The 14,829-nt window shown below is 69.3% G+C and carries 13 protein-coding genes; 10 read left to right on the top strand and 3 right to left on the bottom strand.

The genetic code is table 11. From position 1 onward, the window contains the following. Positions 1–6: 6 nt before the first annotated feature. Genes ACYVO7_RS17260 through ACYVO7_RS17250 form a run of 3 tightly spaced genes read right to left on the bottom strand, consistent with a single transcriptional unit; the run spans position 7 to position 2,620 of the window. Complete coding sequence (locus ACYVO7_RS17260; protein ID WP_460451040.1) at positions 7–1,275, bottom strand: acetyl-CoA hydrolase/transferase family protein; 1,269 nt, start codon at positions 1,273–1,275, stop codon at positions 7–9. Then, the gene (locus ACYVO7_RS17255) at positions 1,275–2,165 is read right to left on the bottom strand and encodes an HpcH/HpaI aldolase/citrate lyase family protein (protein WP_460451039.1); all 891 of its coding nucleotides are present in this window, start codon (positions 2,163–2,165) and stop codon (positions 1,275–1,277) included. Before ACYVO7_RS17255 ends, ACYVO7_RS17260 begins: the two co-directional genes overlap by 1 nt. Next, a complete protein-coding gene (locus ACYVO7_RS17250) occupies positions 2,162–2,620 on the bottom strand; it encodes a MaoC family dehydratase (protein ID WP_460451038.1) in 459 nt (152 codons plus the stop codon). Before ACYVO7_RS17250 ends, ACYVO7_RS17255 begins: the two co-directional genes overlap by 4 nt. 106 nt (positions 2,621–2,726) lie before the next feature. Between ACYVO7_RS17250 and ACYVO7_RS17245 the strand changes: the two genes are divergently transcribed. From ACYVO7_RS17245 to ACYVO7_RS17200, 10 genes are read left to right on the top strand one after another with little or no spacing between them, the layout of a single operon-like run. Then, complete coding sequence (locus ACYVO7_RS17245) at positions 2,727–4,130, top strand: phosphotransferase family protein (protein ID WP_460451037.1); 1,404 nt, start codon at positions 2,727–2,729, stop codon at positions 4,128–4,130. Then, positions 4,123–5,085, top strand: coding sequence for a DUF7065 domain-containing protein (locus ACYVO7_RS17240; protein WP_460451036.1), 963 nt, complete (start codon positions 4,123–4,125; stop codon positions 5,083–5,085). The genes ACYVO7_RS17245 and ACYVO7_RS17240 overlap by 8 nt, the downstream gene beginning before the upstream one ends. Beyond that, on the top strand, positions 5,082–6,335 hold the full coding sequence (locus ACYVO7_RS17235; RefSeq protein WP_460451035.1) for a CaiB/BaiF CoA transferase family protein: 1,254 nt from the start codon (positions 5,082–5,084) through the stop codon (positions 6,333–6,335). Before ACYVO7_RS17240 ends, ACYVO7_RS17235 begins: the two co-directional genes overlap by 4 nt. A 15-nt stretch (positions 6,336–6,350) precedes the next feature. Next, positions 6,351–8,369 (top strand): hydantoinase/oxoprolinase family protein, encoded by a 2,019-nt coding sequence (locus tag ACYVO7_RS17230; protein ID WP_460451034.1) that lies wholly within the window; start codon positions 6,351–6,353, stop codon positions 8,367–8,369. Between the two features lies 1 nt (position 8,370). Then, positions 8,371–10,140, top strand: coding sequence for a hydantoinase B/oxoprolinase family protein (locus ACYVO7_RS17225; protein WP_460451033.1), 1,770 nt, complete (start codon positions 8,371–8,373; stop codon positions 10,138–10,140). A gap of 39 nt (positions 10,141–10,179) precedes the next feature. Then, a complete protein-coding gene (locus ACYVO7_RS17220) occupies positions 10,180–11,406 on the top strand; it encodes an ABC transporter substrate-binding protein (RefSeq protein ID WP_460451032.1) in 1,227 nt (408 codons plus the stop codon). 59 nt (positions 11,407–11,465) lie between these two features. Then, the gene (locus ACYVO7_RS17215) at positions 11,466–12,356 is read left to right on the top strand and encodes a branched-chain amino acid ABC transporter permease (protein ID WP_406857609.1); all 891 of its coding nucleotides are present in this window, start codon (positions 11,466–11,468) and stop codon (positions 12,354–12,356) included. Beyond that, positions 12,343–13,389, top strand: coding sequence for a branched-chain amino acid ABC transporter permease (locus tag ACYVO7_RS17210; protein WP_460451031.1), 1,047 nt, complete (start codon positions 12,343–12,345; stop codon positions 13,387–13,389). Before ACYVO7_RS17215 ends, ACYVO7_RS17210 begins: the two co-directional genes overlap by 14 nt. Next, the gene (locus ACYVO7_RS17205; protein WP_406857607.1) at positions 13,386–14,114 is read left to right on the top strand and encodes an ABC transporter ATP-binding protein; all 729 of its coding nucleotides are present in this window, start codon (positions 13,386–13,388) and stop codon (positions 14,112–14,114) included. The genes ACYVO7_RS17210 and ACYVO7_RS17205 overlap by 4 nt, the downstream gene beginning before the upstream one ends. Next, on the top strand, positions 14,111–14,827 hold the full coding sequence (locus ACYVO7_RS17200; RefSeq protein ID WP_460451030.1) for an ABC transporter ATP-binding protein: 717 nt from the start codon (positions 14,111–14,113) through the stop codon (positions 14,825–14,827). Before ACYVO7_RS17205 ends, ACYVO7_RS17200 begins: the two co-directional genes overlap by 4 nt. Positions 14,828–14,829: the final 2 nt, after the last annotated feature.

Below are 14,829 nucleotides of genomic sequence, written 5' to 3'. Positions count from 1 at the left end.
CTGCGCTCAGAGCCGCGCGGCGATGTCCTTCCAGGCGTCCTGCAGAGCGCCGCGATGCTCCGGGCCCGCAATGGCGATGAGGCGCTCGGCCCGGTCCATCACGGACAGGCCGCGCAAATCGGCTACGCCGTGCTCGGTGACGACGACGTCGATGGCGTGCCGCGGCAGCGAGCACACGCCTTCCAACCGGGGCGTGATCCGCGAGACCGCGCTGCGCCCTGACGTCGCTGGCAGCGCGATGATGCTCACGCCGTCGGGCGCGAGGCTGGCCGCATGGGCAAAGTCCGCCGCGCCGCCGACGCCGCTGACCATGCGGCCGTCGAGCATCTCGAGATTGGCCTGTCCGAAGAGGTCGACGCTCAGCGCCGAGTTCACGGCGACGAGGCGCGGCAGGCCGGCCAGCGTGGCGGCTGCGTGGGTGAAGTCGCAGGCTCGCACGGCGAAGTCGTCGCGGCCGGCGAGCCAGTCGTAGTAGCCGGCCGTGCCGACATGCACGCAGCTTGCGTGCAGCGCGGACGCGTCCAGGGCGCCGCTGTCCGCGAGGAGGCGCGCGGCGTCCGACAGCATGCCGGAATGCAGGCGCAGGCCCCGCCGGTCGGCGACCATGCGCATCAGCGCATCCGGCGTCTTGCCGAGGCCGACCTGCAGGGTCGAGCGATCGGCCACGAAAGGCGCGATCAGCTCGGCGATCCGGGTCGCCTGGGCGGACGGCGCGCCCACATCGTACTCGCGCAGAGGCGAGTCGAGCTCCAGCACGGCCTCGGCGCCCGCAAGATCGAAGGTTTCAGCGCCGGGAATGCGCGGCATGCGCGGATTGACCACCGCTAAGACGCGCCGGCAGCGCTTCAACACGATGGGCGTGAACTCGACGGCGACGCCCAGCGAGCACACGCCCTGCCCGTCCGGCGGCGAGACATGCACGAAGCCGACGTCGAACTCGGCGCCGCGCAAGTGGGAGGCGAACACGCCATAGGACATCGGCAAATGGCGGAAGCGCCCACTCGCCTGCGAGCCGGCCGGCGTCGGCTGCGCGAAGGTGCTCGACCAGGTGGAGCCTTCCGGCAAGCGCTCCAGCGGCACGGGGTTGATGCCCGGCACGAAGCTCGCCGTGATGTGCAGCGTCGGCGCATCCGGGGCGCAGAGCGCGTCCATCAAGGCCGGGACCTCCGCGCCCGCACCCGGCAGAAACACCCGATCGCCCGGCGACAGCAGCCGGACCAGCCCGGCCGGGTCGGCGGCGCGGCGCGGCGCGGCGGTGGCGGCGGTCGCGGCCATCAGGACCTCGATCCGCGGCTGGAGATCGCGTCCGCGCGGGCCAAGACCTGCTCGGCCTGCTTCAGGTGCGGAATGTCCAGCATTTTGCCGTCGAGGCCGACCACGCCGACGCCTGGAGCGGCCGAAAACGCTTCCACCACCCGCCGGGCGTGCTCGATTTCGGACTGCGACGGCGAGAACGCCTCGTTGATGCCGGCGACCTGGTCCGGGTGGATGGCGATGCGGCCGGTGAAACCCTCGCGGGACGCCTCGGCGCAATCCCCCCGCAGTCCCGCGTCGTCGCGGAAATCGGCGTAGAGCGTCTCGATCGCGGCTACGCCGCAGGCCTTTGCGGCCAGCAGGCACTGCGAGCGCACCATCCGGTAGGTGAAGGCCCACTGGCCCGACCGGTCGCGGTTGGTGCTGGCCCCCACGGCCGTGCTCAGGTCCTCCGCGCCCCAGGTCAGCCCGAAGAGGCGCGGCAGCGGCGTGTCGTGATAATGCGCCAGCCCGAACGGCGCCCGGGGCGTCTCCGTCGCCACCGGCAGCAGACGGATCGGCTTGGCTACGCCGTCGCGGCGCTCCAGCGCGTCCAGAAAGGCGCTGATGCGTACGAGGTCGGCCGGGCCGTCCACCTTGGGGACCACAATGCCGTCGGGGGCAGCCCGGACCACGCCGACGAGATCGTCGAGGCCTCCGTCCGCGAGCGGGTTCATGCGCACCCACAGCTCCGACCCGCCCGCGCGCGGCGCTGCGAGGTAGTCGCGCACCATGTCGCGCGCCAGCGCCTTGCGGGACGGCGCGACCGAATCCTCGAGGTCCAGAATGAGCGCGTCGGCGCCCGAGCCGGCGCCCTTGGCGAGCTTCTTTTCGCTGTCGCCGGGGACGAACAGAAAGGAGCGGAGCGTCATGCCGCTGGCCTCTTACGCTGCAGGCCGGAGCGTTTGCAGTGGGCGACGAGCTCGTTGCGCTGGTTGAAGGCGCGATGCAGGAACACCACGATGCCGGCCTCGGGCCGGGACCGGCTTTCGCGCAGCTCGACCACCTCGGTTTCGACCCGGATGGTGTCGCCATGGAACAGCGGCTTGGGGAAGCGCACCTCGTCCCAGCCCAGATTGGCCACCGCCGTGCCGAGCGTGGTGTCGCCGACCGAGACGCCCACCATCAGCCCCAGCGTGAAGGCGCTGTTGACGAGGCGCTGCCCGAACTCCGTTTCAGTCCGGCAGTACTCCTCGTCGAGATGCAGATAGGCGGGATTGTGCGTGATGGCGCTGAACCAGACATTGTCCGTCTCCGTGATCGTGCGCCGGATCTCGTGGCGGAAGACCTGCCCCACCGTGAGTTCGTCGAAGTAGAGCCCAGCCATCGCCGGAACCTCCCATATCATCGCTCTTTTATATGGTCTGATAATTTAGTTGCACAGCGTTGTCGAGCCCCCTATCGTTGGAGCAACGAAACAGGGAAGCGCTCCGTTGGGCATCGAGCCGGATCATCGGCCTGTCGACAAGCAGGACTCCGCCGCCAACCGGCCGGCCAGCCCGGATGAGCTCCGGGACTGGATCCAGGCCGAGACGGGCGGAACCGTCACGCGCTGGCAGCAGATCAGCGGCGGCAACCGCTGCCACTCCTGGGCGGTCGACGTGGACGCGGACTCGCGAGTGGAGCAGCTCTATCTGCGTTATCAGCCGCCCCGGCCGCCCTCGGCCGAGCCGTACACGGTATGGCGTGAGGCTGAATTCTACCGGGCCCTGAGCGGCAGCGCCGTCCCGGCGCCCAGGCTCATCGCCGTGCATCCCGGCCACCAGGCGATCCTAACCGAGCGGGCGCCCGGCCGCGCCGATTACCGGCGCGTCACCGACGAGAGCGAGCGCGAGACGATCGCCCGCGAATTCGTCGAGGCGCTGGCGACGCTGCACCGCATCCCCGCAACGGGACTGCAGGTCTTCGACGCCGGATCGACGATCGCCGACTGCGTGCGCCGGGAACTCGCCATCTGGCGGGCCATGTACGAGGAAACCCGCGAAGGCGACCCGCTGATCGACTTTGCGCTGGCCTGGCTCGAATCCCATGTCCCCGAGCCGGAAGGTCGGCCCGTGCTGGTGCATGGCGACGCGGGACCGGGCAACTTCCTGTTCGAGAACGGCCACTTCACAGCCCTGCTCGACTGGGAGCTGGCGCATCCGGGCGATCCCATGGAAGATCTGGCGTGGTTCTCCATGCGCTGCGTGATGGAGCCCGTGCCCGATTTCGCCGCCCGCATCCGCGAATATGGCGACCTGATGGGCGCCGCCGCGGATCTCGATCGCATCCGTTATCATCGGGTGTTCGTCTCGACCCGCGTGGTGATCATCCGCCACCGCAACGTCACCGGGCTGCCCGGCAACTCGATCGTCTCGCGGGCGCTGAACCGTCGCCTTCTGGTGACCGCCATGGCGGAAGCCACCGGGCTGGCGCTGCCGCCGAGGCCGCCGCTGCAGGCGCCCAGGACCGAACGCGGCGCGCTGTTCGACCACGTGCTGCACGAGTTGCGGCACGACATCGCCGACGTCAGCGCGGAGCCCGGCGTGGTCGCGGCCGCCAAGAACGCCGCCAAGGTGATCAAGTACCTGCGCGCCTATGATCGCTACGGGCCGCTGATCGAGGCGACCGAATGCGACGAGCTGGCCAGTCTGCTCGGCGAACGTCCGGCCTCGCTGCAGGACGGCATGGCCAGACTCGGCGCAGCGCTGAAGGCCGGTCGCATTCCGTTCGAGACCGCCCTGGCCTTTTTCGCCGGCAGCGTCGCCCGCGACGCCGAACTGGCCGCCTCCTCGTCAGGCGGCCTCGCTGGCCGCAGTTTCCCCCCACTGACACGATCCGAGACCGACCATGTCTGACGCCGCCCTCGACTCGCCGTTCACGGCGAGGGACGACAGCTTCCATTTCGACCAGATGAGCGATCGCTGGTGGGAAACGGAGACCGCCTGGTTCGCCTTCTGCAACCCGGAGCGCAAGCTCGGCGGCTGGCTCTACAGCATGGCGCGGCCGAACATCGGAACGATCGCGGGCGGATGCTGGATCTGGGACGAAACGGCCGTGGTTCCGTGGGAAGTGCCCTACTCCGCCAACTACACGGCCTTACGGCTGCCCAAGGACCAGGATCTCACCGACATCACGCTGCCAACCGGCGTCAGGATCAAGGCTCTGGAGCCGCTGAAGCGCTATGCGATCGGCTTCGAGGACGAGGACCGGCTGCGCGTCGACCTCACCTTTGAGGCCGTGATGCCGGCGCGCCCGCTCCGCAAGGGCGACTCTTCATTCAAGAATCTCAATCACTTCGACCAGTTCGGTCACGTGACGGGCGAGATCGTCCTGCACGGCGAACGCATCCCGATCGACTGTTACGCCATCCGCGACCGCAGCTGGGGCCCGCGGCCGGAACATCGCCCGGGCAAGAGCGCCTATGTGACCGGAATCGCCTCGCCGGACGACGCCTTCCTGGCGGTCACCAAGTGGAACGACGAGACGGATCCGATCGCCTACGGCTTCATGATCAAGGACGGCAAGATCGGCGACCTCGTCTCGGGCCGCCGCATCGTCGAGCGCGATCCGCAGACCGGCGTCGTCGAAACAATCGCCATCGAGGCCAAGGACGAGTTCGGGCGCGACCTCCAGGCGACAGGTCGCCGGCTCAGCGGCATCATCATCAACCGCCACAGCTTCATCGACAGCAACGGCCTGATCGAGTGGACGATCAACGGCAAGACGGGTCACGGAGAGGACCAGGACATGTGGCCCGTCCATCGCTGGTCGGCCTTCCGCCGCGACGCCAGGAAGGGACGCGCCTCGTGAGCCTCGCCGACCGGACCACCGCGCCGCAGACGCCGGACAGCGCGCGCCAGCCGCTCGACGGCGTGGTCGTGATCGACCTCAGCCAGATCTACAACGGCCCCTACGCGACGTTCCTGATGGCGGCCGCGGGCGCCACCGTGATCAAGATCGAGCCGCCGGGCGGCGAGCCGCTGCGCCGCCGGGGCGTGGTGGGCGGAGCCGCCCTGCCCTTCGCGATGCTCAACGCCTGCAAGCAATGCGTGGTCCTCGACCTGAAGGCCGAGGAAGGCAAGGCGGCGCTGCGCGACCTGGTCCGCGACGCCGACGTCCTGGTGGAGAACTTCGCGCCGGGCGCGATGGAGCGCCTCGGCCTCGGCCCCGACGTGCTGCAGGCCCTGAACCCGCGCCTGATCTACGCCTCCAGCTCGGGCTTCGGCAGCGATGGGCCCTACCGCAACTACCCAGCCATGGACCTCACGGTCCAGGCCATGGCGGGCGTGATGAGCACGACCGGCTACCCGGATCGCCCGCCCGTCAAGGCCGGCCCTGCGCTGTGCGATTTCTTCGCGGGAGTGCATCTCTATGGCGCCATCGCGACGGCCCTGTTCGAGCGCGAGCGCACCGGCGTGGCGCGCAGGCTCGAAGTCGCCATGCAGGACGCCGTGTACCCGGCGCTGAGCTCCAGCCTCGGCATGTTCTGGGGCCAGCGCGACGCCGAGAACCCGCCGCCCCCGCGCACCGGCAACCGCCACGGAGGTCTCGCCGAAGCGCCCTACAACGTCTACCCGACCAGCGACGGCTGGATCGCCATCATCTGCGTCGGCGACGCGCACTGGGCTTCCCTCGTGCGCACCATGGGGCGGCCCGAGCTCGCCACGGATCCCCGCTTCCTCACCCTCAAGCTGCGGGTGGCGTCCATGGACGCCGTGGATGCGCTCGTGTCCGCCTGGACGAGCCAGCGCACCAAGGAAGAGGCGTTCCAGTCGCTGATGGCCAACAAGGTCCCCTGCGCGCCGGTGCGCGACCTCGAGGAGGTCGTGAACGACCCCAACATGCACGCCCGCGGCTCGCTGCAATGGCAGGACCACCCCGAGTTGGGCCGCATCGTGGTGCAGCACTCGCCCCTGCGCTACGCGGGCGCGCCCCGCCGCGCGCTGGAGCCCAGCCACCTCCTCGGCGCCGACACCGCGGCCGTGTTGCGCGATCGGCTCGGCTGGGACGACGCCACGATCGCGGAGGCGCTGCCGCGCCTGTCGCGCACGCAAGTCTAGAGAGCAGGACGCGCCATGGGCGGAATCGTTGGCATCGACGTCGGCGGCACTTTCACCGACCTGTTCTACTCGGCGGACGGGCTGAGCGTGGACGCGGTGCTGAAGGTGCCGTCGACGCCGGACGACCCCAGCCGCGGGCTCATCGACGCCCTGAAGGCCGTCGGCGCGGCGCCGGCGTCGCTGGACGTCATCCTGCACGGCACCACCATTGCGACCAACGCGGTGATCGAGCGGCGCGGCGCCCGTTGCGCGCTGATCACCACGCAGGGCTTCCGCGACATCCTGGAGCTCGGCCGACGCGATCGGCAACGCATGTATGGCCTCACCGGCGTGCAGCAGCCGCTGATCCCGCGCGAGATGCGCTGGGAGGTCGAGGAGCGCCTGGACCACAGGGGCGAGGTGCTGAAGCCGCTCGACGAGGCCGGCCTCGAGCGCCTGGCCGCCGCGCTCGCCCGCGAGCCGGTGGACGCGGTCGTGATTTCCTTTCTGCACGCCTACGCGAACCCGGCCCATGAACGCCGCGCGAAAGAAATCGTCCAGGTCGCCAACCCGGCCTGGGAGGTCGTGATCTCCAGCGACGTCGTGCGCGAATACTACGAGTTCGAGCGCACCAGCACGGCCGCCGTGCAGGCCTATTTGCAGCCGCTGGTGTCGCGCTACGCCCGCAATCTCACCGAAAAGCTCGGCGAACTCGGTTTCGCGCGCCAGACGCTCGTGATGCAGTCCAATGGCGGCCTGATCCCGTTGTCGCAACTGTCGCAGCGGGCGGCCAACATTGTGCGCTCCGGCCCGGCGGCCGGCGTGATGGCGGCGGCCCGGCTCGCCGCCGAGGCGGGCTTCACCCACGTCATCACCGGCGACATGGGCGGCACCAGCTACGACGTCGCCGTGGTGGTGAACGGCGCGCCGCGCATCGCCGAGACCACCGAGCTCGACTTCCGCGTCCCGTTGCGCCTGCCGATGATCGACGTGCACACGATCGGAGCCGGCGGCGGCAGCATCGCCTATCTGGATCGCGGCGGCACGCTGCAGGTTGGTCCGCGCAGCGCCGGCGCCGTGCCGGGCCCCGTCTGCTTCGGCCGCGGCGGCGTGGAGCCGACCGTCACGGACGCCAACGCGGTGCTGGGGCGCATCAACGCCGAGCATCCGATCGGCATGAAGCACCTCACGCGCCTCGACGTCGAGAGCGCCCGCGCCGCCATGGCGAAGCTCGGCGAGCCGCTGGGCCTTGACGTCGAGCAGACGGCCGAAGCCATCCTGACCATCGTCGACCACGTCATGGCCCGGCGCACCCGCCTGCTCAGCGTCGAGCAGGGGCACGATCCGCGCGACTTCGCCCTGGTGGCGTTCGGCGGCGCGGGACCGCTGCATGGCGCGGCGATCATGCGCGAGGTCGGGATCCGCACCATGCTGCTGCCGCCGCACCCGGGCGTGCTCTGCGCGCTGGGCTGCGCGGTCGCCGACCTGCGCTACGACCTGTCCCAGACAGTCGAGAAGCCGCTCGCCGAAATCGCGCCGGACTTCAGCCGGGACGTGCTCACCCGCCAGCGCCGCGAGGGCGAGGAGCGGCTCGCGGCAAGCGGCACGCCGCTCGACTCGGTGGCGGTCTCGCACGCGGCCGAGATGTCCTATCTCGGCCAGATCCACACGCTGCGCGCCGTCGTGGACCCAGCCTGGGACCACGCCCGCATGGTGCAGGCCTTCGAGGAGGTCTACCGGCTCGAATACGGCAACGTTCTGGGAGACATCCCGGTCGTGCTGGTCGGCCTCAAGACCGCCGTCCAGGGGGTCCGCGCCAAGCCGGTGAGCGCGCCGGGGCGGCTCGAATCGCGCCCCGCTCCGGCCCGCGACCATCGCGACGTTTACTTCGGCGGCTGGAAGCGCACGCCGATCTACGACCGGACGGCGCTGTCGCCCGGCATGACATTCGACGGCCCCGCCATCATCGAGCAGGCGGACACCACCAGCGTGGTCGAGCCCGGCATGCACGCCCGGGTCGACGCCTTCGGCAACATCCTGATCGAGGTGGCCTGACATGGATCCGGTGACGCTCGCCGTGGTTCGCGGCGCCCTGGAGCAGATCGCGGACGAGATGGATCTGCATCTCATCCGCGCCGCGCTTTCGCCCATCATCTCGGAAACCAACGACTGCGCGCACGGCCTTTACGAGCCGACGACCGGCGAAACCATCGCGCAGGGCGGCTACGGCCTGCCGATGTTCCTCGCCAACATGCAGTTCACCGTGCAGCGGCTCATCCCGATCGCCGAGGCGGCCGGCGGCTTCAAGCCGGGCGACATCTGGATCACCAACGACCCCTATCTCAGCGGCACCCACCTCAACGACGTCGTGCTGGTGTCGCCGCACTTCGTGGACGGCAAGCTGTTCGCGCTGTTCGCCAACACCGGCCACTGGATGGACATGGGCGGCAGCGTGCCGGGCGGCTGGGCGCCGACGGCGCGCGAGATCCACCAGGAAGGCATCATCATCCCGCCGCTGCGCCTCTTCGAGGAGGGCCGGCGCAACGAGGCCGTGGTGGCGATGATCACCGCCAATGTGCGGCTGCCGCAGCAGCTGCTGGGCGACCTCGAGGCCATGACCAACGTCTTCAGCCTCGGCCGCCGTGGCCTCGACGCGCTGGTGGGCCGCTATGGGGCCGACGTTCTCAAGTCCTGCATGGACGAGATGATGCGCCGCTCGGAAGCCGAGATGCGCTCCTACATCTCCGAGATCCCCGACGGGACCTACCGGATCACGGACTATTTCGACAATGACGGCGTCGTCGACGAGCCGCTCACGGTGGCGCTCGCCGTCACGGTGTCGGGGTCGGACCTGACATTCGACTTCACCGGCACCTCGGCCAAGGCCGCCGGGCCGATGAACATCTCGGACGCGACCACGCGCTCGCTCTGCCTCGTGGCGCTGAAGCACATCTTCCCCGAGGCCCCGGTGAGCGGCGGCGCATTCCGGCCGGCGCGGTTCGTGATCCCGAAGCCGAGCATCCTGGCGGCCGAGTACCCTTCGGCGGTGGGCGGAACCACCGACGTCACGCAGCGCATCGTCGACGTGGTGTTCGGGGCGCTCGCGCAGGCCATTCCGGAGCACACGCCCGCCGCCCCGTTCGGCACCACCGGCGTGGCCACCGTGTCGGGCCGGCATCCGGCGACGGGCAAGTATTTCGTCGCGGTCTATCCCTACCCGGGCGGCTATGGGGCCAGCCAGGCGTCTGACGGGCTGCTGAACGGCACGCCGCCGGGCTCCATGGCCAAGTTCATGTCGGTGGAGATGTCCGAGCATCGCTACCCCGTGCGCTTCCGCAGCTATGGCGTGCGCGAGGGCTCTGGCGGCGCCGGCATGCACCGCGGCGGCTGCGGGTCGCATTACGAGATCGAGACCCTCTCGGACGCGGTGGTGTCCATTCTCGGCGACCGCGTCGACCATGCGCCCTTCGGCGTGCAGGGCGGCTCGCCGGCCGCCCCCAACAGCGTCGAACTCCGGACGGGCGGGAAGACCTGGATCCCGCCCATGCGCAGCAAGGCCGAGAAGATCCCCTTCGCGGCTGGCGACAGCTTCCATCTCGGTTCGCCGGGCGGCGGCGGCTTCGGAGATCCGCTCGATCGCGACCTTGCGGCGGTTGAGGCGGACCTGAACGGCGGCTTCATCGACGCCGAGGCGGCGGAGTCCGTCTACGGGGCGGTGGTCGGCTCCAAGCGGATGATCGGCGATCGCCCTGTCTACGCGCTCGACGCGGAACGCAGCCGGGCGAAGCGGAGCGGGATGCGGCCAAAACAGCGCCGCGCTGGCTAGAAACGACGCGCAAACAAGAAAACACAGCGGGAGGACGAAATGACCATCACCAGACGGCGATTCGGGGTCTTGGCGGCCGGGGCGGCCTTCGCGGCCGGTTCACGCGCCAGCTTCGCGCAGGGCGCGCCAATCAAGATCGGGGCCGTGAACCCCTATTCGGGCGCGATGGCCCAGTATGGCGACGAGGTCACCCGCTGCTACGAACTCGCAGCCGAGTGGGTCAACGGTCAGGGCGGCCTCCTCGGCCGACAGGTCCAGATCGTGCGCGGCAACGCCACCTCGGCGCAGGAGGGCATCGGCGCGGTGGAGCAGCTCGTCGGGCGCGACAAGGTCGACATCCTGGCCGGCACCTATGTGACCGCCATCTCCAACGCCGCCAGCGAGAGCGCGCTGAACTACAACAAGCTCTATTGGGAGACCAACGCGCTGGCGCGCGACCTCACCGACCGGGGGCTCCCCAATTTCGTGCGCACGGGCCCGAGCAGCAACGAGTTCGCGTCCCGGGCCGTGGAAGGCGCCATCAAGGTCGTGGGCGCAAAGCTCAACAAGCAGCCCAAGGACCTGAAGGTCTGGATCGAGCACGAGGACTCGGCCTACGGCACCTCGATCGCGCTGGAGCAGCAGCGGCTGTTCAAGGCGGCCGGCGTCACGGTCGGCATCGGCTCGCACAGCGCCAAGGCGATCGACGTCACCGACTCGATCCTGCGCGCCAAGAACTTCGCGCCGGACGTCTGGATCAGCACGGCCTATGTGGTGGACACGAACCTGCTGCTGCGGGCCGCCCGCGACCAGGGCTTCAAGCCCGCGGCCATGATGTCGTGCGGCGTCGGCGACACCAAGGAAACGCTTGAGGCGATCGGCAAGGACTTCCTCGAAGGCATCCTGCTCGTGTCCTATCCGCGCCCGGATGTGAGCGAGAAATACGGCCCCGGCGCGGGCGCGTTCCTGAAGCTCTATCGCGAGAAGCTCGGCCGCGATCCGGTCGCTCCGCAGGGCATGAACGCCTTCGTGGGCATGAAAATCCTGTTCGAGGCGATCAAGGCCGCCGGCTCCGTGGACTACGAGAAGGTGATCAAGGCCGCCGCCGCCATGGACAAGCCGCTCGGGACCTATGAGACCGGCTACGGGGTGAAGTTCGACGACAAGATGCAGAACACCCGGGCCCTGCCGGTCGTGGCGCAGTGGCAGGGCGGCGCCGTGCGGGCGGTCTATCCCGCCGAGGCGGCGTCCGAGGGCGTTTCGGTCATCAACGTTCCTCGCGCCTGACGCTGTCGGCGGGGGCGTTTCGGCGTCCCCGCCCCAAGCCTTGAACCGGAGAGCCTCTGGTGGCCGAATTTCTGAACATCATGGCGATCGGGCTCCTGCTGGGCGGCATCTACAGCCTCGTCAGCGTCGGCCTGAACCTCATCTTCGGCGTGATCCGCATCGTCAACTTCGCCCAGGGCGAGTTCGTGATGCTGGGCATGTACGGCGCCTTCGCGGCCCAGGTGGCGATAGGGTTCGATCCCTATATCGCGCCCGTGGTGGTCGCGCCGGCGCTGTTCGCGCTGGGCTGCCTCGTCTACTGGGTGCTGCTGCGGCCCCTGCAGGGCGAGCCGATGATGCAGGTCTTCGCGACCTTCGGGCTGCTGATGGTGCTTGAGAACGTCGTGCTGGCGCTGACGCGGGGCGTGAGCTTCAGCGTCAACTCAGCCGTGGCCCAGTCGTCCGTCTCGCTCGGACCCGTGCAGGTGCCGCTGGCCCGCATCCTCGTGCTGGTCGCCGCCACCGTGGTGGCGGGCGCCCTTGGCTGGTGGCTGCGCGCCACCCTCCCCGGCAAGGCCATCCGTGCCGTAGCGCAGGACCGGAAGGCCGCCCGCCTGATGGGGATCAATGTCGAACGCATGTACATGGTGAGCTTCGGCGTCGGAGCCGCGCTGGCGGGCCTCGCCGGCTGCCTGCTTGCGCCGCTCTATTCCATGTCGCCGCAGATCGGCATGAACTTCATCATGCCGGCCTTCGCCGTGGTGGTGCTGGGCGGTTTGGGCAGCGTCGCCGGGGCCTATGTGGGCGGCTTCGTCGTGGGCCTGACGGAAGCCTTCGCCGGCTTCTACCTCGATCCGGCCCTGAAGCATGCGGTTCTGTTCCTGGTCTTCATCGCCGTTCTGCTCATCCGCCCCGCCGGGCTTTTCGGCATCGCTGGCGCAGAGGAAGTGGGGCTCCGTGAGCAATCGTGAGCAGCGCCTCGCATGGCGCACTACAGGCGGCGTCAAGACGCTGCGGCACGAGCTGCCGGTCACGCTCGGCGTGGTGGCGGCGCTTGGAGCGCTCGTCGCCGTGCTGTCTGGCGACAGCTTCACGCTCAACATCCTGGCGAGCGCGTTCCTGTTCGCCGGGCTGGCGACGGCGTGGAACATCATCGGCGGGCTCGGGGGCCAGTTCTCCCTCGGCCACAGCGTGTTCTTCGCCATCGGGGCGTTCACCGTCGGAAACCTCTACATCGGCCTGCAGGTGTCGCCCTGGCTGGCGCTTTTGCCTGCTGCGTTGCTGTCGGCCGGGCTGAGCGTGCTGATTTCCTGGCCGGTGTTTCGCCTGCGCGGGCCCTTCTTCGCCATCGCCACGATGGCGATGACGGAAGTGCTGCTGTCGCTGGCCCTCTACTTCGACCGGTTCACCGGCGGTTCGCGCGGGATGTCGATCCCGTTCCGGGCGGGGCTGCAGAACATGATCTTCCGGGATCGGCTGAGCTACGCCCTGCTCATGCTGGGTTTCCTGGCGCTGTGCCTCGTCGTGATGGCGGCTGTCACCCGCAGCCGGCTCGGCTACTCTCTGCAGGCCGTTCGCGACAACGAAGATGCGGCGGCGGCCGCCGGAATCGATGTGCTGCGCACCAAGCTCGCCGGCATGGCGATCAGCGCGGCGCTGACCGGCATGGGCGGCGTGCTCTACATGATGTATGTGCGCGTCGCCGATCCGCCCACCCTCTTCTCGCTCTTCGACGTCGGCGTGAAGATGGCGCTGATCGCGCTCATCGGCGGCATCGGCACGATCTACGGTCCCATGCTGGGCGCGCTGCTGATCGTGCCGCTGGAAAGCTGGCTGCGCGCCGAACTCGGCGGATCGGTCCCGGGCGCCAACCTGATCGTGCTCGGTTTCATCCTGATGCTGACCGCGCTCTTCCTGCGCCGGGGCATCGTCGGAGGGCTCCGTTCGCTGTTTCGCAGTAGCGGCGGCCTCGGCCGCCTGCGACGCAAAGGAGCGGCCGCATGACGGGCGAACCCTTCCTGCAGGTGCAGAACGCCTCCCGCCATTTCGGCGGCCTGCGCGCCGTGGACCAGGTCAGCTTCGATGTCGGCCGGGGCGAGGTCGTCAGCATCATCGGGCCAAACGGCGCGGGCAAGACGACCCTCTTCAACCTGCTGACTGGGCAACTGCCGCCGTCGAGCGGAGCGATCCGCTTCGGCGGCCGCGACATAGGTCCGCTGCGGCCCAACGAGCGGGCGATGCTCGGCTTCGGCCGGACCTTTCAGATTTCCCAGACGCTGACCTCCATGAGCGTGCTCGAAAACGGCATGGTGGGCGCCTTCCTGCACCACCGCTCCCTGCCGGCCGCCGCCGCAAAGGCGGCCGAGGCGCTGGACATGGTCGGACTGGCGCGACGCGCGGGCGACCGCGCCGGAGACCTGACGCTCGGCGAGCGCCGACGCCTCGAGGTGGCGCGGGCGCTCGCCATGGAGCCGCAAATCGTGTTGCTCGACGAGGTGATGGCGGGCCTGAACCAGACCGAGGTGCAGGACATCATCGACCTGGTTCACCGCCTCAACGCCGGCGGCGTGGCCTTCCTGGTCATCGAGCACAATCTCAAGGTCGTCCGAGCCTTTTCGCGGCGCGTGATCGTGATGAATCGCGGCAGGCTCCTGCGCGAAGGTTCGGCAGAGGACGTCTTGTCCGATCCCGAAGTGGTCGAGGCCTATGTGGGCAAGAGGCGCGCATGAGCGATCAACTCGTCGTCGAGGACCTCTCGGCCGGATACAACGACATGCCGGTGCTGCACGAGGTGTCCTTCCGGGTGCCCAAGGGCGCCGTGACCGCGATCGTCGGCGCGAACGGAGCGGGCAAGACGACGCTCCTGTCCACGATCGCGGGGCTGATCAAGCCAAGCCGGGGCCGGGTCACGTTCGGCGGACGCGACGTCACCGGCATCCGCGCCGACGCCCTCCCGGGCCTCGGCATGGCGCTGGTCCCCGAAGGCGGACGCCTGTTCCCGTTCATGACCGTGCAGGAGAACCTGCAACTCGGCGCCTATGCGCCGACGGCGCGGACACACATGGCCGCGCGCATGCGCGAGGTCATGGACGCCTTCCCGATCCTGCTGGAGCGTCAGGACCAGCACGCCGGCAAGCTTTCGGGCGGCGAGAGGCAGATGTGCGCCATCGCGCGGGCGCTGATGTGCCGGCCGACCCTGCTGCTCCTGGACGAACCCTCGGTGGGCCTCTCGCCCCTCATGGCCGAGCGCGTGCTCGAGATCGTCACACGCCTGGCGCGCGATGAAGGGCTCACGGTCGTCATCGTCGAGCAACGCGTCACCGAGGTGCTGGAGATTGCCGATGAGGCCCATATCCTCGATCACGGCCGCATCGCGCGTTCGGGGCTGGCCGCACAGTTCCTGACCGACCGATCCATTCAGGAAACGTACATGGGCCTGTAGTA

It is taken from the genome of Alsobacter sp. SYSU BS001988 (genome assembly GCF_054796215.1).
Note: the sequence above shows the minus strand (reverse complement) of the source record. Positions and strands in the feature narration are given on the sequence as shown.